This is a genomic window from Mesorhizobium sp. M1E.F.Ca.ET.041.01.1.1 (genome assembly GCF_003997355.1).
Classification (GTDB): Bacteria; Pseudomonadota; Alphaproteobacteria; order Rhizobiales; family Rhizobiaceae; genus Mesorhizobium.
In genome coordinates this window covers 1-15,850 of sequence record NZ_RZSL01000092.1, presented here as the reverse complement: position 1 = coordinate 15,850, position 15,850 = coordinate 1, and the positions used below count along the sequence as shown (strand labels likewise).

15 protein-coding genes and 1 pseudogene are annotated in these 15,850 nt (G+C 62.1%); 3 read left to right on the top strand and 13 right to left on the bottom strand.

Going from position 1 to position 15,850, the window contains the following annotated elements; all coding sequences use genetic code 11:
* The 3 genes and pseudogenes from EOA38_RS10710 to EOA38_RS10695 form a co-directional block, all read right to left on the bottom strand.
* Window positions 1–199: pseudogene (locus tag EOA38_RS10710) on the bottom strand (5-aminolevulinate synthase); the annotation flags it as partial.
* A gap of 526 nt (window positions 200–725) precedes the next feature.
* Window positions 726–1,337 carry a response regulator FixJ gene (gene fixJ, locus EOA38_RS10700; RefSeq protein WP_127299167.1) on the bottom strand — a complete coding sequence of 204 codons (612 nt, stop codon included), beginning with the start codon at window positions 1,335–1,337 and terminating at the stop codon, window positions 726–728.
* Window positions 1,327–2,856: a PAS domain S-box protein gene (locus EOA38_RS10695; protein ID WP_126096044.1), complete on the bottom strand. Its 1,530-nt coding sequence runs from the start codon at window positions 2,854–2,856 to the stop codon at window positions 1,327–1,329. Before EOA38_RS10695 ends, fixJ begins: the two co-directional genes overlap by 11 nt.
* Window positions 2,857–3,082: 226 nt before the next feature.
* Here EOA38_RS10695 and EOA38_RS10690 point away from each other — a divergent pair, with 226 nt between their 5' ends.
* Window positions 3,083–3,892, top strand: coding sequence for a universal stress protein (locus EOA38_RS10690; RefSeq protein WP_127299166.1), 810 nt, complete (start codon window positions 3,083–3,085; stop codon window positions 3,890–3,892).
* A gap of 64 nt (window positions 3,893–3,956) precedes the next feature.
* Window positions 3,957–4,505: a hypothetical protein gene (locus tag EOA38_RS10685; protein ID WP_126095568.1), complete on the top strand. Its 549-nt coding sequence runs from the start codon at window positions 3,957–3,959 to the stop codon at window positions 4,503–4,505.
* 98 nt (window positions 4,506–4,603) lie between these two features.
* On the opposite strand, the gene EOA38_RS10680 is transcribed toward EOA38_RS10685, so the two are convergent.
* The 10 genes from EOA38_RS10680 to EOA38_RS10635 form a co-directional block, all read right to left on the bottom strand.
* Entirely contained in the window at window positions 4,604–5,305 is a 702-nt protein-coding gene (locus EOA38_RS10680) for a CBS domain-containing protein (RefSeq protein WP_348627516.1), read from the bottom strand.
* A 72-nt stretch (window positions 5,306–5,377) separates the two neighbouring features.
* Window positions 5,378–5,536: a cbb3-type cytochrome oxidase assembly protein CcoS gene (gene ccoS, locus EOA38_RS10675; RefSeq protein ID WP_126095567.1), complete on the bottom strand. Its 159-nt coding sequence runs from the start codon at window positions 5,534–5,536 to the stop codon at window positions 5,378–5,380.
* Window positions 5,533–7,896: a cation-translocating P-type ATPase gene (locus tag EOA38_RS10670; RefSeq protein ID WP_127299165.1), complete on the bottom strand. Its 2,364-nt coding sequence runs from the start codon at window positions 7,894–7,896 to the stop codon at window positions 5,533–5,535. The genes ccoS and EOA38_RS10670 overlap by 4 nt, the downstream gene beginning before the upstream one ends.
* Window positions 7,893–8,408, bottom strand: coding sequence for a FixH family protein (locus EOA38_RS10665; RefSeq protein WP_126095565.1), 516 nt, complete (start codon window positions 8,406–8,408; stop codon window positions 7,893–7,895). The genes EOA38_RS10670 and EOA38_RS10665 overlap by 4 nt, the downstream gene beginning before the upstream one ends.
* The gene (gene ccoG, locus EOA38_RS10660; RefSeq protein ID WP_126095564.1) at window positions 8,405–9,964 is read right to left on the bottom strand and encodes a cytochrome c oxidase accessory protein CcoG; all 1,560 of its coding nucleotides are present in this window, start codon (window positions 9,962–9,964) and stop codon (window positions 8,405–8,407) included. The genes EOA38_RS10665 and ccoG overlap by 4 nt, the downstream gene beginning before the upstream one ends.
* Window positions 9,965–10,135: 171 nt before the next feature.
* On the bottom strand, window positions 10,136–10,999 hold the full coding sequence (gene ccoP / locus EOA38_RS10655) for a cytochrome-c oxidase, cbb3-type subunit III (protein ID WP_126095563.1): 864 nt from the start codon (window positions 10,997–10,999) through the stop codon (window positions 10,136–10,138).
* Between the two features lie 2 nt (window positions 11,000–11,001).
* Complete coding sequence (locus EOA38_RS10650) at window positions 11,002–11,151, bottom strand: cbb3-type cytochrome c oxidase subunit 3 (RefSeq protein WP_126095562.1); 150 nt, start codon at window positions 11,149–11,151, stop codon at window positions 11,002–11,004.
* Between the two features lie 12 nt (window positions 11,152–11,163).
* The gene (ccoO, locus tag EOA38_RS10645; protein ID WP_126095561.1) at window positions 11,164–11,895 is read right to left on the bottom strand and encodes a cytochrome-c oxidase, cbb3-type subunit II; all 732 of its coding nucleotides are present in this window, start codon (window positions 11,893–11,895) and stop codon (window positions 11,164–11,166) included.
* Between the two features lie 10 nt (window positions 11,896–11,905).
* A complete protein-coding gene (gene ccoN, locus EOA38_RS10640; protein WP_126095560.1) occupies window positions 11,906–13,516 on the bottom strand; it encodes a cytochrome-c oxidase, cbb3-type subunit I in 1,611 nt (536 codons plus the stop codon).
* A gap of 243 nt (window positions 13,517–13,759) precedes the next feature.
* Window positions 13,760–14,473 carry a Crp/Fnr family transcriptional regulator gene (locus EOA38_RS10635; RefSeq protein WP_126095559.1) on the bottom strand — a complete coding sequence of 238 codons (714 nt, stop codon included), beginning with the start codon at window positions 14,471–14,473 and terminating at the stop codon, window positions 13,760–13,762.
* 105 nt (window positions 14,474–14,578) lie between these two features.
* On the opposite strand from EOA38_RS10635, the gene hemN reads away from it, so the two are divergent.
* Window positions 14,579–15,850, top strand: a 1,272-nt coding sequence (gene hemN / locus EOA38_RS10630; protein ID WP_127299164.1) for an oxygen-independent coproporphyrinogen III oxidase, incomplete at its 3' end; no start/stop codon positions are given.

Sequence of the window (15,850 nt, the reverse complement as noted above, 5' to 3'; positions counted from 1 at the left end):
CGGTAATCACATCGCCGTTCTGGCCCATGCCGAGATAGTCGTTGGAGCACCAGACGGTGATTTCCTGGGCGCGGCCGTTCGAGCGCCAGATGGCGCGCGGGAACTTGCCCACGATGCGTTCGAGGTCGGCGAAAACCCGGTAGCGCCGCTCCGCATGGAGCTGGTCGATCGCGTCTTCGAAGAACCGCTGGTAATTCATGCTGAACTCCTCTGCAGGAAGCGACGCCGCAGGCTGCGACGGTTCGGTCTGCTGGAGCCAACCTACGGACCGGGGCAGGGCTCCGCTTTGAGCTATGTCAAATTACGCGGCGCCGGATCTGTTCGGCACGCCACGAAACGAGATCTCGTTCGGCTGCTGAAGGAGATTGCAAGCCGGTCGCCGGGGGGGCGGGGTCGACCCAACCGGCCAAAACTGATTCAAGTCAAAGCGCGGAACTTCATTTCGGCCCAAGTTGGCTAAATGTGGAATCCAATAGCAAGTGCTCCGTTTGGCCGTAGCCTCGAACTAGCCGTTCTGGACGAGGATGGCTTGCACGCGCTTGTATTTCCTTGCGAAAGAGGTCGGGAAGGGTGGCGGGATGCCGTTACCGGTGCGCGCGTCGATATCCGGCCGACCCACTGGCGCGACTGGGACCTCCGAAAAGATAAGACGGCTTCGCTTCGAAACCTGTCTTAAGGCGGCAATTCCGGACGGAAAACCGCTGCGCACTTTTCCCGGAATTGCTCTAAGGTTTGGGTTCAGCGATCAGGGCCATGCGCACCAGGTGCGAAAGGCTGCCGGCGCCCATCTTGCTCATAACGTTGGCGCGATGGATTTCGACCGTGCGTGGACTGATCCCGAGATCATAGGCAATCGTTTTGTTCGGCAACCCGGAGACAAGCCCGTCGAGCACCTGGCGCTCCCGCTCTGACAGGGTGGCAAGGTTCTTCCGGATCTCGGCCGATTGCGGGTGCGTGGCTACCGCTTGACTTCGGTTGTCCAGGGCAGAGCGAATTGCATCGATGAGCACCTCGTCGTCGAACGGCTTCTCGATGAAGTCGGAGGCGCCTTCCTTCATCGCCTGGACGGCCAGGGCGACATCGGCATGCCCCGTCATCACGATTACGGGCACGCTCAGGCCACGGGCTTTCAGTTGCCGCAGGAATTCGATGCCGTCGATGCCGGGCATGCGCACGTCGGTGACGATGCAGCCGTCGATCTCCTTCGGTTCCGTCGCCAGGAACGCAGTTGCCGATTCATGCAGGCGCACGGCAAAGTCGGCCGTCGCGAGCAGGAAGCCCAGCGATTTGCGAACATCGACATCGTCGTCGACGACATGCACGACATCATTGGCCACTGGCAACCTCTTCCTTTTCTACAGCGCGCAGCGTGAACCGAAACGCGGTGCCACCGCCGGGTGGCGACTCTGCCCAGATATGACCACCGTGGGACTCGACGATAGTGCGACAAATGGACAGGCCGACACCCATCCCGTGCTTCTTGGTGGTCACGAAAGGCTGGAAGAGCTGCGCCGAAACCTCTGGCGCCAGCCCCGGGCCGGTGTCGATGACGCCAACCTCCATCATGCCATCGCGCCGCGCTTTGGTTGCGACATGCAATTCCCGACGTGGCGCACCGTGCATGGCCTCCACGGCGTTTCTCATCAGGTTCAGCAATACCTGCTCGATCTGGATTCTGTCGGTCAATACAAGCTCGGCCGCCGGATCGAGATCGTAACTGACGCGCACGTCCGCTTCCTTGGCGCCAACCAGGGCGAGCGACGAGGCGTCGTCGATGAGCGTTGGCAGACGTTCCACCGTATGCTCGCTTTCACCCCTGGCGACAAAATCCCTGAGACGGCGGATGACGTCGCCGGCGCGCAAGGCCTGGTCGGCAGCCTTCTCGACAGCCTCCTGCAACATGGCGGCATTGTCGTCCTTGCTCTTCTCGAGGAGGCGGCGGCTGCCTTTGAGATAGTTCGTGATGGCCGTCAGCGGCTGGTTTATCTCATGCGCCAGCGTCGAGGCCATTTCGCCGAGCGCGGTGAACCGCGCCATGTGAAGCAGTTCCTGCTGCTGCTCCTGCATCCTGGCTTCCGTTTTATGGCGTTCCGTCAGGTCGCGGCAGAAGCCGGTGAAGAAGCGGCCCGTTCCCGGATGCATTTCACCGACCGCGAGTTCCATCGGAAAGGTCGATCCGTCCTTGCGCATTCCGGTTACCGTGCGGCCCAGCCCGATGATGCGGCGCTCTCCCGTCGTCAGGTAACGCTGCAAATATGCGTCATGCTCATTCCGGTATGGCGAGGGCATCAGCAACCTGACGTTTTGACCGATGACTTCGCTGGCCTTGTAGCCGAACAACGTCTCGGCCGCCGTGCTGAAGGATTGGATAAGGCCGCGTTCGTCGATGACGATCATCGCGTCGGGCACTGTCGCCAGGATCGAACGCAGGTGATCCTCGCGCAACTGCAATGCAGCGTTGGCGAACGACAGGTCGCTGACATCCGTGCCCTGAACGAAGATCGCGGTGATCCGGCCGTCCTTGGCTCTGATGGGCTGGTAGACGAAGTCGAGGATACGCTCCTCCGCGAGGCCGGTTTCAGGGTTGCGCAGGACGATTTTGGCATTGCGGCCGACATAGGGCTCGCCGGTTTCGCTGACACGGTCGAGCAATTCGAAGAACCCCTGGCCCTCGAGCTCGGGCAAGGCTTCGCTGACCGACTTGCCGATGACCTGCCGCCGGCCGATCAGCCGTTGATAAGCGGCATTGGTCAACTGGAAAACGTGGCCCGGCTCGCTGAGCACGGTCATGAAGCCAGGAGCCTGCTCGAACATCAGCGCGAGAAGCTCAGGTTCCGGCAGGTAGTCTCGCCCCATTTCATCGCCGGATACCGGAAGTGCCGCGGCGATGGCTTCGGGTGAAGCTTCTCCCTTTTTGCTCACGAGCATTCTCCGGATTGAAGTACAGCAGCGGTCGATGATGTAGCACTCATCTTTTTACCCGCCAAACAGTCGCTGCGGCGATTTTGATCGGTATCAAGGCACTGCACCTCCAACACACTGCAAAATGACGCAGACTTTCCGCATCGAGCAAGGTGCCCGCATGTCCTACAAAACGATAGTCGTCAATCTGGCCGTTGATGCAAACCCCGCGCCGATCATAAAGCTGGCAACGGAACTCGCGCAGCGCTTTGATGCTCACCTCGTCGGCCTCGCTGCCGCGGACGTTCCGCCCTTGGTGTCGACGGGAGAAGGCCTGGTCTACGAAGGCGAGGTCATGCAGATAGCTCGCACCGAAATCGAGAAGCGTCTTGCCGAACTGCGCGACATTTTCGAGAAGCTTGTCCCGGCCTCGATAAGCAGTGAATGGACGCAGTACATCTGCGGTCCGACACGTGCTCTCGGCATAGCCGCCCGTTCGGCCGACCTTATCGTGACCGGTGATGGAGGGGAGGATGTCTTTCGCGCCGTCGATATCGGAAGCCTCGTGCTCGGCGCTGGCCGCCCGGTGCTGGTCGCCGCGAGCAATGCCGAGCACCTTTTGGGAAAGACTGTCCTTGTCGCCTGGAAGGACAGCAGGGAAGCCCGCAGGGCCTTGTCCGACTCCTTGCCGTTCCTGGCCAGGGCCAACGAAGTGGTCGTCGCCACGATGGAACCCGTCTCCGGAGAAGAAGTTCGCAACAGCCTCGCCGACGTCGCGGTATTTCTGGAGCATCACGGCATCACGGCGCGAACCGAAGTGATCTCCGGCGAGGCGGACGGCGACAGCCTGACGGCATTTGCGCGCTCGATCCATGCCGACCTGATCGTGACGGGCGCCTACGGCCACAGCCGGCTGAGGGAATGGGCCTTCGGCGGTGTTACGCGGACGCTGATTCAGCAGTCCGGCATCAACCGCTTGATGTCCTATTGAAGCTTCGGGTGGCGTTCGCGCAGCTTTTGCGGATGATGGATCCGCATCCACGGGGTCAGGCAGATTGAACGGTCTATTTCTTCTCGAAGCGTTTCTGCTCTTTGCCGCGCCAGGGCCGACCAACGCTCTCCTGATGGCGGGGGCGGTCAAGCGAAAGAGGGCGATTACGCTCCTGGCCGCGCAAGCATGCGGATACGGGATCGCGGCGGCGCTCTGGCTTTCGTTACGCCCATTGATGCCGGCTGACGCCATCCAGATACTCAAACTGATCGCAGCCGGGTGGCTTGTGGTTCTGGGCCTGCGTTTGATGGCCAGCAACCCGATCAACGTATCCGAAAGCGGCGACAGCCTTTCGGTGCTGGCAACCACCGCCCTCAATCCGAAGGCGTTTATCTACTGCCTGGCGATGGTGCCGATGAATGCCAAGCCGCACGTTTTGGGCGCCTACTGGATCGTGCTCCTTGGGATGACGGCAGCCACGGGATCGCTCTGGCTTTTGTTCGGCAAGCGGCTACGCGGAGGCAGGAGCATGGCGGACAAGGTTGCCGGCGCGGCCCTTCTTGGATTCGCCCTGTTGTTGCTGCGACCGTTATTGGCCGCAGCGGCGATCTAGAGCAATTCCAGGAAAAGTGTGTAACGGTTTTCCGTCCGGAATTGCGTGAAAACAAGGAGATAGAGGGGTTCTGCGTTTCCGTGAAACTATGAGCCACCCTAGGAGACAAGCACGACCGACAGAGGGCCAGCGCAGAACAGTTTGTCCGTAACTTTCTTGACGCCGGCGACGTTCTCGGCGGCAACGATGGCGGCCTTTCGCTGACGCTCGTCGAAAATCGCGCCATTCAATTCGACGACGCCCTTGTCGACGGTAACGCCGATCAGGTCGCCCCCGCTCCAGGACTGCTGCTGCAGCTCGGCCACAATGGTCCTGCGTATCAACTCGTCATCGGCGGTCGCCGCGCTTGATTTGGGCAGGATCCGAAGCAGGGCCCGCAACAAATCCGAGCGGGTGACGATGCCGACGATTTCGCCGGCGTCGACGATAGGTACAGTCTTGATGTCGTAGCGAGCCATCAATTCGACGATCTCGGCAAGCGACGTGCCTGGCGGCGCGGAGACGACTTCTGTCGTCATCACCTCGCCTACGCGGCGTCCGTTCGCGTGGACATATTCATCGGCGACCTTGCCGGGGCCAGCCAGAAATTCCAGCCAGCGAGGACGAACACGCTGGGTGCCGAGCTCTTGACGGCGCAGGAAGTCGCCTTCGCTTATGATCCCGGCCATGGCGCCGTCGCGTGTGACCGGCAGACAACTGATTTTCCTGGTCAGCATCAGATCGGCCGCTTTGGCGATCGAGGCCGAAGCATCGATTGAGATCACCGGCGTTGTCATGATGGCCTGGGCTTGCATCGGCATTTCCTGCTCTCCATCAGGCCCCTTTTTGAAGCGCCGGGAACGGCAGCGCTTTGATCTGCGTCAGTTTGATCGTCAGCCTTTGTCGGGCCGGTCATCGGGCTCGATCAGTATCCGCTCCGCGGCTCCGTCGAGATCCTCGTATTGGCCGCTGCGCAATGCCCACAGGAAGCAGGACAGACCGAGCGCTCCCAAGAACAGGGCCACGGGAATGAGATAGACAAGCGTGGTCATGGATGGGTCGCTTCCACGGTGTCCGTGCGGTGCCGGGTCCGAAGCACTTCCGGCACCGCTTTCACCGTAGCCTGAAGCCGCATCGCGTTGCCGATCACGATCAGCGAGGAGGCGGACATGGCGATCGCCGCGATGAGCGGCGTCACATATCCGAGAATGGCGATCGGCACGGCAAGGGCGTTGTAGACGATCGCGACGGCGATGTTCTGGCGAATGAGCCGGCCTGCCTTCCGAGAGATATCGACGGCAAGGGGAACTGCCTGAAGGCTCTCGCGCAGGAAGACGAAGTCCGCGGCCTGGCGGCCGATATCGGCCGCCAGGCCGCGGACTTCGTCTTCCTGCGCGAGAGCCTTCAGGTCTCGATCGCCCCCGCGACCGCGGCCGATATCGGCCGCGGTCGCGGGGGCGATCGAGACATGTGCCGCTCGCAGCGCCGGTGTGTCGTTGAGGCCGTCGCCCACCATCAGCACCTTGTGTCCCGCGCGGGTCAGCGACTCGATCCACTCGACCTTTCCCGAGGGCAGCAGCGCCGGCACGAAACTTTCAATTCCCAATGCGGTGGCAACCTGGCTGCAGGCTTTCTCGGTATCGCCGGACAGCATATCCACCGACACGCCGGCGCCCTTCAGCTGCTGAATCGCCGCCTGGGCGTCCGATCGAGCCGCATCCTCGAAAGCGAAGCATGCGACGATGCTGCCATTCCTCGAAAGCACCGTGCCGCCATAGCCGCCGATCTTGCCTTCGCCGCCGGTCCGGGCCTTCCAGCCGGCCCATCCGCCTCGGCCGAGGCGCCAGATGTCATCTCCAGCGGCCGCTTCGACGCCGAAGCCGGGTTCTTCTCGCACCGAGTCGAGCTTGGGCTGACCGGCAAAGCCCGCATAGGCGGCAATAGCCTTTGAAAACGGATGCCGCGAATGAGCCGCTATGTCGGCGGCCATCGCGAGCATGGTCGGATCGATCTCGGATGCGTTGACCAGCCTTGGCTGTCCTAAAGTCAGCGTTCCGGTCTTGTCGAACACCGCCGTATCGATCGCGGCGAGACGCTCCAGGGCCGAGCCATCCTTGACCATGACCCCGGCTTCGAACAGGCGCCGGGCCGCCACGACCTGAACGATCGGCACCGCAAGGCCGAGAGCGCAGGGGCAAGTGATGATGAGCACGGCGATGGCGATGGTGACGGCGCGGTGCCAGTCGCCGGACGCCACCATCCAGCCGATGAACGTCGCAAAGGCGGCGATATGAACCACCGGCGCGTAGAGTGCCGACACCCGGTCGGCAATCCTTCTGTATTGCGAGCGGCCGCCTTCGGCGGCCTCCATCAGCCGAACCATTTCGGCCAGGAAGGAATCCTTCGCGGCGGCGGTCGCCTGCATCGTCAGCGGGCCGGTGAGGTTGAGCGTTCCGGCCTGGACATGTGCCCCGGCACCCACGGCCTTGGGCGTGCTTTCGCCGGAGACGAGCGAGCAATCGAGGTCGGAATTGCCGCTGAGTATATCGCCGTCGACCGGTATCCTTTCTCCGGCCGCGATAAGCAGGCGCATTCCTGGCATGAGTTCGGCGACGGGCACGTATTCGCGCGTATTGTCTTCCCGCAGCACCACCGAGCCCCGTGCCGCGAGTCTCGACAGGCCGTTGACGGCCGTGCGTGCCCGTTCCCGCATCACATGATCCAGCGTGCGGCCGATCAGCAGGAAAAAGAGCAGCGACACCGAGGCGTCGAAATAGGCATGCTCGCCGTGATTGATGGTCTCATAGAGGCTCATCGCGTAAGCCAGGGACACACCCACCGCGATCGGCACATCCATGTTCATCCGGCCATGGCGAAGTGCGTTCGCGGCGGAACGGAAATAGATTCCGCCGGCGAAGGCGAGCGCCGGGATGGCGATCAGCGCGGATATCCAGTGAAACAGATCCCGCGTCGCGCCTTCGGCTCCGGACCAGACCGACACCGAAAGCAGCATGATGTTGCCGGCTGCGAAGCCTGCGACCGCGACGGCCCGGATCAACTCCGAAAGGGTTTTGTCCTTCTCGTGAATGTCCGGGTCGAACAGATGTGCCTGGTAGCCGAGCCGGCCGAGCATGGCGAACAATGGCGGGACGCTGTCTCCACGCCAGCGCACCGAGACGCGCTTGGTCGAAAGATTGACACGGGCGGACTCAACGTTCTCGACCTTGGCGAGAGCGGTCTCGATCGCCTGAATGCAAGCCCCGCAGTGGACTGTCGGTACCGACAGCTCGGTCTGGTGCACGCCGCCGCCCAGAGAGCGGCTGGCGAGCTTGATCTCGTCGCTCGACGGCGAGGCGGACGCTGCATTGACGACGTCCAAGGCCATTTCGGCTCCCGGCGCGCAGCAGCTCATTGCAGTGCTCCTTTCGAGATTATGATGCGGCGAACATCGCGAAACGGCGCCGTCAATCCGGCGTCGGCATCGATCTCGATGATCCAGACGCCGTCCTTCGGCGTGTGCCGGGCGGCAAACTCCTGCGTGTTCGCAGGCGTGCCGCCGGCCGCCGCGGCAAGTGTGACGGCTTCGTCCTCGGCTTCGTAAGCCGGGTGCCGGAACAGCATCCTGACGCCATGCAGCGGCACCGGCTTGCCCTGGGCGTCGACAAGGCTGTAGCGGACGTCGCCGGAGGCGATGGTCAGCCTGCCCGTCCAGCCGAGCGCTGCCTGCGCCCTTCCTTTCCTGGCTTCCTCGTTGAACTGCTGGCTGGCGACATAGGTGTTCTCAACGACCAGCCCGGTCCAGCTCTTGCGCGCGAGTGTGGCCATCGTGACATTGACCCCGATCACCACCCCGAAGAAGGCAAGGATGGAGATCAGCATATGCCTGCCGGTGAACTCGCGCGGCTTTCGTGCATGGGTGTTCATTTGCCGATCTCCGGTGCGTTGAAACTGGCGGTGTATTCGGCGGATTCGGAACTTGCCTTGTCCTCGATGCGGAATTCGAAGTGTTGAACCGGCTTTTTGATCTGGTCCGCCGGTTGACGAACAAAGACCTTGAGTATCTTCAGCCGATCGGGTTCGACCTGGGTGGCAAACGAGCGGCTCGCGGGCTGGTCCATGCCGACGATGCTCATTTCTGCGTCGTCGAGCCCTTCAAGGGTAACCTCGATCGTCCTCGGCTCGGGGACCATGTTGAGCAGCTTGACGGTGTAGCCGTTCCGGATCGAGCCGTCCGAAAGCGTCACGAACTGCGGATTTCTGTCGTGCAGGACATTCAGCTCCAGCCGCTCACGCGTCAGCAGTGAATAGACCAGCACCAACCCGATCGCCGACCATGCGCCGAGGTAGATGAAGGTGCGCAACCGGAAGATCTTGCCCAGATGGAAATGCGCCAGGCCGTCGACGAAGCTGCCGCTTGGCGTCCTGACAAGCGCCGGGTTTACCGGACCGGTGCCGCCGGCGGTCGCCAGCGCCATGTTGGCGTTGTAGTCCGCCAGCGTTGCGTAGGAGATCAGCCCGCGCTCGCGGCCGAGCTTGTCCATGACGCCGTCGCAGGCATCGATGCAGAGCGCGCAGGTGATGCACTCCAACTGCTGGCCATCGCGGATGTCGATGCCCATCGGGCAGACGGCGACGCAGGCGTTGCAGTCGACGCAGTCGCCGACCGATTGTCCGGCGGCCACCGCCTTCTTGGCATGGCGCGAACGCGGCTCGCCGCGCCAGTCGTTGTATGTCACCGTCAACGAATTTTCGTCGAGCATGGCCGCCTGGATGCGCGGCCACGGGCACATGTAGGTGCAGACCTGCTCGCGCATCAGTCCGCCGAACACATAGGTGGTGCCGGTCAGGACGGCGATCGTGACATAGGCGACGGGCGCGGCCGTGCCGGTGACCACTTCACGCAGCAGCGTCGGCGCGTCGGCGAAGTAGAAGATCCAGGCGCCGCCGGTGGCCGCTCCAATGATGAGCCAGGTGGCATGCTTGATTGTGCGCAGGAAGAGCTTGCGGGCCGTCCAGGGAGCGGCCTCCAGCTTCATTCGCGCATTGCGGTCGCCTTCGATCGCGCGTTCCACGACGAGGAACAGGTCCACCCAGACGGTTTGCGGGCAGGTGTAGCCGCACCAGGCTCGCCCGACCGTGGATGTGATCAGGAAAAGACCGACGCCCGCCATCATGAGAAGGCCGGCGACGTAGTAGAATTCCTGCGGCCAGATCTCGATGAAGAAGAAATAGAAACGACGGTTCGCCAGATCGAGGAGAACGGCCTGGTCGGGAGCGAAAGGTCCGCGGTCCCAGCGCAGCCAGGGCGTCAGATAATAGATGCCGAGCGTGATCGCCATCACCACCCATTTGAACTGGCGGAAACGGCCGGATGCACGCTTAGGGAAAATCTTCTTGCGCGCCGTGTACAGCGGCTGTCGCGTCTTGGCGGAGTTGACCGCTTCTGCCTCGAGCCGTTCTACCTGCGTCTGATCCAGCACGACCAATCTCCAATCGCGGCGAAATGATGCCGCCTCTGTCCGGCACTCTTGCAATCGCTCACGCCGCGTCGCGTTGATGCAGGTCAAATTGAATCATCAAAAACAAGTCGAGGCCCGGCATGGCCGGGCCTCGTCGCTTGAACGGCCAAGGGCCGAGAATAGTCCCCGCTTCTATTCTCCGCCGCCAAGCGAATGGACATAGACAGCCAGTTCCTTGACCGTAGTCTCGCCAAGACGACCGACCCAGGCGGGCATCACCCCGTTCTTCGGAGCTTTCACCTGAGCAGCAATGGCGGCTTCGCCGGGGCCGTAGAGCCAGATCGCATCGGTGAGATCGGGTGCTCCGAGCTCCCTGTTGCCCTTCGCGTTCTCGCCATGGCAGGCGACACAATTGTCCGCGAAAACCTTGGCGCCGGGCTCGATCAGGCTCTTGTCCTTCACTGGGCCCGACAGGCTGGCAACGAAAGCGCTCACCTGGGCGACCTGCTCGGGCTGGAGCACGTCGGCGAAGGCAGGCATCTCGGACTGGCGGGTATCGGCGTCCGCGGCGAAGCGGACGCCGTGCGTGATCGTCTGCTGGATCTGCTCCGTCTTTCCTCCCCAGAGCCAATCGTCATCGTTGAGGTTCGGAAATCCTTTCGACCCCAGAGCGCCGGATCCGTGGCATTGCACGCAGTTGACCTTGAATGCCGCGCCGCCGGCCGCGACGGCAAACTCGCGCAGCGCATCGTCGCCCGCGATTTCGGAAACACTCTTGGACTCTATTGACGCGACGTATTTGGCCTTGGCGGCTTCCGCGGCGGCCAATTCGTTCTTGACGTCGTTGCGGCTGGAAAAGCCCAGAACGCCCCTGGTGGTCGAGCTCAGCATCGGCCAGGCGGGATAGAAGATCGTATAGGCGAGCGCCCAGGCGATGGTGACGTAGAAGGTGATCACCCACCACCGCGGCAGGGGATTGTTGAGCTCCTTGATCCCGTCCCACTCGTGCCCAGTCGTTGTGATGCCCGAGATTTCGTCGATATGCTCGCTGCTCATGATCAATCGTCCTTGAGAGGAATCTGTGCGGCCTGGTCGGCATGCGCTTTGCCACCCGGACGAAGCGCGAAGGCTATGCAGCCGACAAAGAACAGGGCCATGGCAAGCAGGCCCCAGCTGTCGGCGAACTCACGCATCAAATTGTAGTCCATCGATTGCTCTCCTCAGCGATAGCCGGCTGCTTCGTCGTAGTTCTTGAAGTCGACCAGCGTGCCGAGCATCTGCAGATAGGCGACCAGCGCATCCATCTCGGTGATCTGCTGGGGGTTGCCGTCGAAGTCGCCGACCTTGGCTTTCGGATAGCGGCTTTCCAGTCCGGACGTGTCCGCGTTGGGGTCTGCCTGAGCCATCAGGTCTGCATTGGCGTTCGAGACCATGTCATCGGAATAGGGCACTCCGACACGCCTGTTCGCGACCAGATGCGTCGAGAAGTCCTTCACCTCGATCGGCGTGTTTCTCAGGAACGCGTAGCTCGGCATGATCGACTCCGGCACGACGGAGCGCGGATCGTCGAGATGCTGGACGTGCCAGGCGTTGGAGTAGCGATCGCCGACGCGCGCAAGATCAGGGCCGGTCCGCTTCGATCCCCACTGGAATGGATGATCGTACATGGACTCGGCAGCCAGGCTGTAGTGGCCATACCGTTCGACCTCGTCCCGGAAGGGTCGGATCATCTGGCTGTGGCAGAGGTAGCAACCTTCGCGAACATAGATGTTGCGGCCGGCGAGCTCGAGCGGGGTGTAGGGCCGCATGCCGTCCACCTTCTCGATCGTGTTGTCGAGATAGAAGAGCGGTGCGATCTCGACGATGCCGCCGACCGTGACGACCAGCAGGGAACCGACGAGAAGAAGCGTGGCGTTCTTCTCGATTAGGGAGTGTTTATCGATCAGACCCATGTCTGGCTCCTTATTGAGCAGGCTGGAGAGCGGGTGCGGAACCCGGCAGTGGTTGTTCTTTGCGCTGGTAGCCGAGGATGGTCATGGTGATGTTCCAGGCCATGATCAGGGCACCGGCGAGATACATGGCGCCACCCGCTGCGCGCATGAGGTAGTAGGGGTGCATGGCGGCGACGGTCTCGGCGAATGAATAGACGAGGAAACCCTGTTCGTCGTACTCGCGCCACATCAGGCCCTGCATGATGCCGGAAACCCACATCACGGCCGCGTAGACGACGATGCCGAGCGTCGCCAGCCAGAAGTGCCAGGTGACGAGACGCATCGAATAGAGCCGCTCACGGTTCCAGAGCTTGGGCACCATGTAGTAGATGGCGCCGAACGAGATCATGCCGACCCAGCCGAGCGCGCCGGAATGGACATGGCCGATGGTCCAGTCCGTGTAGTGCGAGAGCGAGTTGACGGCCTTGATCGACATCATCGGGCCTTCGAAGGTCGACATGCCGTAGAAAGCGATGGCCGCGACCATCATGCGGACGATCGGATCGGTGCGGATCTTGTCCCAGGCTCCGGAGAGGGTCATCAGGCCGTTGATCATGCCGCCCCAGGAGGGCATCCACAGCATGACCGAGAACACCATGCCGAGCGTCTGCGCCCAATCGGGCAGGGCGGTGTAGTGAAGGTGATGGGGGCCGGCCCAGATGTAGAGGAAGATCAGCGCCCAGAAGTGGATGATCGACAGGCGGTAGGAGTAGACCGGGCGGTTCACCTGCTTCGGCACGAAGTAGTACATCATGCCGAGGAAGCCGGCGGTCAGGAAGAAGCCGACGGCATTATGGCCGTACCACCACTGGGTCAGCGCGTCCTGAACGCCTGAGAATGCCGAGTAGCTCTTCGAGCCTAGGAATGACACCGGCATCGAGAGGTTGTTGACCACATGCAGCATCGCAATGGTCACGATGAAGGAGAGGTAGAACCAGTTGGCGACGTAGATATGCGGTTCCTTGCGCTTGAGGATGGTGCCAAGGAAAAGGATCAGGTAGGCGACCCAGACGATCGTCAGCCAGAGGTCGACATACCATTCGGGCTCGGCATATTCGCGACCTTCGGTGATGCCGAGCAGATAGCCGGTCGCGGCCATGACGATGAAAAGCTGGTAGCCCCAGAAGACGAACCAGGCGAGATCGCCGCCGAACAGCCTCGCGCGCGAGGTACGCTGCACGACATACATGGACGTGCACAGAAGAGCGTTGCCGCCAAAGGCGAAGATCACGCCGGAAGTATGCAGAGGCCGGAGGCGGCCAAAATTGAACCAGGGTTGGATATCGAGATCCGGGTAGGCAAGCTGAAGAGCAATGACAACGCCGACCAGCATGCCGACGACGCCCCAGAACACCGTGGCGATCGCTCCGTAACGGATCGGACCATCCATGTAGGCCGAGGGGTCGACCGGAGTTGCCGCCTTGAAATCCGTGTTGCGCAACAGGATCGCGGTGAAGCCAGCCACCGCGAAGAACAACACCCACATATGCTGGCGAAAAGGCTCATCTGCGCCGAAGCCGGCAGCCACTAGGGCCGCAAAGGCAAACAGGCTTAGAAGGACGATCTCCGTGCCAAATCTCATCGCAAGTCCCCGATCTCGAAGTTCCAGCGGAAAATGACCGCTCGCGGCACCATTTCGGGATTTTCCACCCTCACAGCCTTGATCCAGGTCAAACGGTACAGCTTTTGTTTTCGGGAGCCGTCAGGGCCGGCCATCAAGAACGCCAGGGCCGTCGGAGCAACGACCGCGCCAGGAGCCACGCCCGATCTGAGAGCCCGAAACTCACCGATTGCTTTGCGCGGGAGAAGGCGGGCCGTCGGCTGTTCAGTCGCCGCGGCGTTCCTCGAGCTGAGCCACGCTTTCCAGGCTGATGTGCCGTTTGTTTACAATCCGGATCACGCCATCCGACCGCAGCCTGGACAATTCGCGGCTTACCGTCTCGATGGTCAGTCCAAGAAAATCGGCGATATCCGCGCGTGACAGCGGCAGGTCGAAGCTTGTCGAGCCCGCCGGATGATTGGCCGGATCGATGTTTCTGGCGATCATGAGAAGGAAGCTTGCTACTTTTTCGGACGCGGTCTTGTGCCCCAGTGCCGTCATCCAGTCGCGCGCTTCGTCGAGCTCGTTCAGCGCGTGCTGGAGCAGCCTTTGCCCGATCTCCGGCGTGTCGCCCATCATCCGGTCGATGATCGCCCTCGGAAACGAGCAAAGCGTCATTTTCGTCAAGGCTTCGGCCTTGATTGGCCTTTTTGCCTCGAACGGCCTGCCTAGAAAATCGGGCGCGAAATGGAACCCGACAATCTGCTGACGACCGTCCGACAGGTTTCTCGTAAGCTTGACCACGCCGGACAGCACGTTCGAGTAGGTGCCATCGTCGGGAAGTTCCGTCCCGGCCAGGACCTCATGTCTCGATGAGGCCCTGGCCAACTCGGCGAGCTGGCCGGCCTCGAGCGCGCCGCATAGCCCGCCATGGCGCGCTTCGCAGGATTCGCAAATCGCGGGAATGCCAACTCGTTGAGCATCCTGTCTGACGGCCATACGACGCCTTTAATGAAGCAGGGACCGCAACTTGCGCCGGTTGCGCCCTGCGCCGCCTTGATCGAGATCAAGGCTTTGTCGGGGTAGTTTCGGCAGTTTGCCCGTATGAGCACCTCAGCCGCCACTGCCTATGAAACACGCCCAACCCCAACCGCAGGCCCCCCAACCGCGGGACTTGGCGACAACGTACCGCGTTATACGAGCTACCCGACGGCCCCGCACTTTCATCCGGGCGTCGACGCGGCAACGGTTCGCGGCTGGATGGATGCACTTGAGGGCAATGACGAGATATCGCTGTATCTGCATATCCCCTATTGCGACAGGCTGTGCTGGTTCTGCGCCTGCCACACCAAGCAGACCCGGCACTATGCGCCCGTGGCCACTTTTCTGCGCTCGCTCCACAAGGAAATCGAAACTGTCGGCGGCCTTGTGAGCGGCCGGGGCAAGGTACGTGCCGTCCATTTCGGCGGCGGCTCCCCGACCATGCTGAAGCCCGACGACATCCTCATGCTCGGAAAAGCGTTGCGGGATCGGTTCGACTTTCTCGACGATGCCGGCCTCAGCGTTGAGATCGATCCGAACGACATGGATGAAGGGCGGCTTGATGCCTTCGCTGCGATCGGCATGACCAGAGCGAGCCTCGGTGTCCAGGACTTCGATCCCAAAGTGCAGAAGGCGATCAATCGCGAGCAGAGCTTTGCGCTGACCAAAAGCATTGTCGATGCGGTGCGGGCGAGGGGTGTCACGTCCGTCAATCTGGACCTGCTGTACGGCCTGCCGCATCAGACCTGCGAGAGCGTTGCGGCGACTGTCGCCCAGGCGCTGACGCTGGCGCCGGACAGGCTGGCCCTGTTCGGCTATGCGCATGTGCCCTGGTTCAAGAAGCATCAGACGATGATCGATGAGGCGTGGCTGCCCGATTCCGCCGCACGTCTGGCGCAGTCGCAACTCGCCGCGAGACTGATCGTCGACGCCGGCTACGAGGCGCTCGGGCTCGATCATTTCGCCAAGCCGGGCGATTCGCTGGCGGTCGCGGCGCGCGCCGGCAAGATCCGCCGCAATTTCCAGGGTTATACCGAGGATCAGTGCGAAACCCTGATCGGCCTTGGCCCGTCCTCGATCAGCCGGTACCGCCAGGGCTATGCACAAAACATCGTTGCGACCGGCGAGTACGAGAGGGCCGTGGATTCCGGAGAACTGGCGATAGGCCGCGGTATTGAACTCGGCGTCGAAGATCAGGCGCGGGGCTGGGTCATCGAGCGCCTGATGTGCAACTTCACTTTCTCAGCGGTCGAGCTTGTCGAACGCTTTGGAAATGTCGGCCAAAGGTTGCTGTGCGAGGCCAGCCGCCTGGCCATCAGCGGCGCGGGCCAGTTC

Bases quoted from the DNA above. Each gene is read 5' to 3' on its own strand.
- EOA38_RS10695 (WP_126096044.1), bottom strand. From the start codon at position 2,856: ATGGGGCGAGACTACCTGCCGGAACCTGAGCTTCTCGCGCTGATGTTC.
- EOA38_RS10690 (WP_127299166.1), top strand. From the start codon at position 3,083: ATGTCCTACAAAACGATAGTCGTCAATCTGGCCGTTGATGCAAACCCC.
- EOA38_RS10680 (WP_348627516.1), bottom strand. From the start codon at position 5,305: ATGCCGATGCAAGCCCAGGCCATCATGACAACGCCGGTGATCTCAATC.
- ccoS (WP_126095567.1), bottom strand. From the start codon at position 5,536: ATGACCACGCTTGTCTATCTCATTCCCGTGGCCCTGTTCTTGGGAGCG.
- EOA38_RS10670 (WP_127299165.1), bottom strand. From the start codon at position 7,896: ATGAGCTGCTGCGCGCCGGGAGCCGAAATGGCCTTGGACGTCGTCAAT.
- EOA38_RS10665 (WP_126095565.1), bottom strand. From the start codon at position 8,408: ATGAACACCCATGCACGAAAGCCGCGCGAGTTCACCGGCAGGCATATG.
- ccoP (WP_126095563.1), bottom strand. From the start codon at position 10,999: ATGAGCAGCGAGCATATCGACGAAATCTCGGGCATCACAACGACTGGG.
- EOA38_RS10650 (WP_126095562.1), bottom strand. From the start codon at position 11,151: ATGGACTACAATTTGATGCGTGAGTTCGCCGACAGCTGGGGCCTGCTT.
- ccoO (WP_126095561.1), bottom strand. From the start codon at position 11,895: ATGGGTCTGATCGATAAACACTCCCTAATCGAGAAGAACGCCACGCTT.
- ccoN (WP_126095560.1), bottom strand. From the start codon at position 13,516: ATGAGATTTGGCACGGAGATCGTCCTTCTAAGCCTGTTTGCCTTTGCG.
- EOA38_RS10635 (WP_126095559.1), bottom strand. From the start codon at position 14,473: ATGGCCGTCAGACAGGATGCTCAACGAGTTGGCATTCCCGCGATTTGC.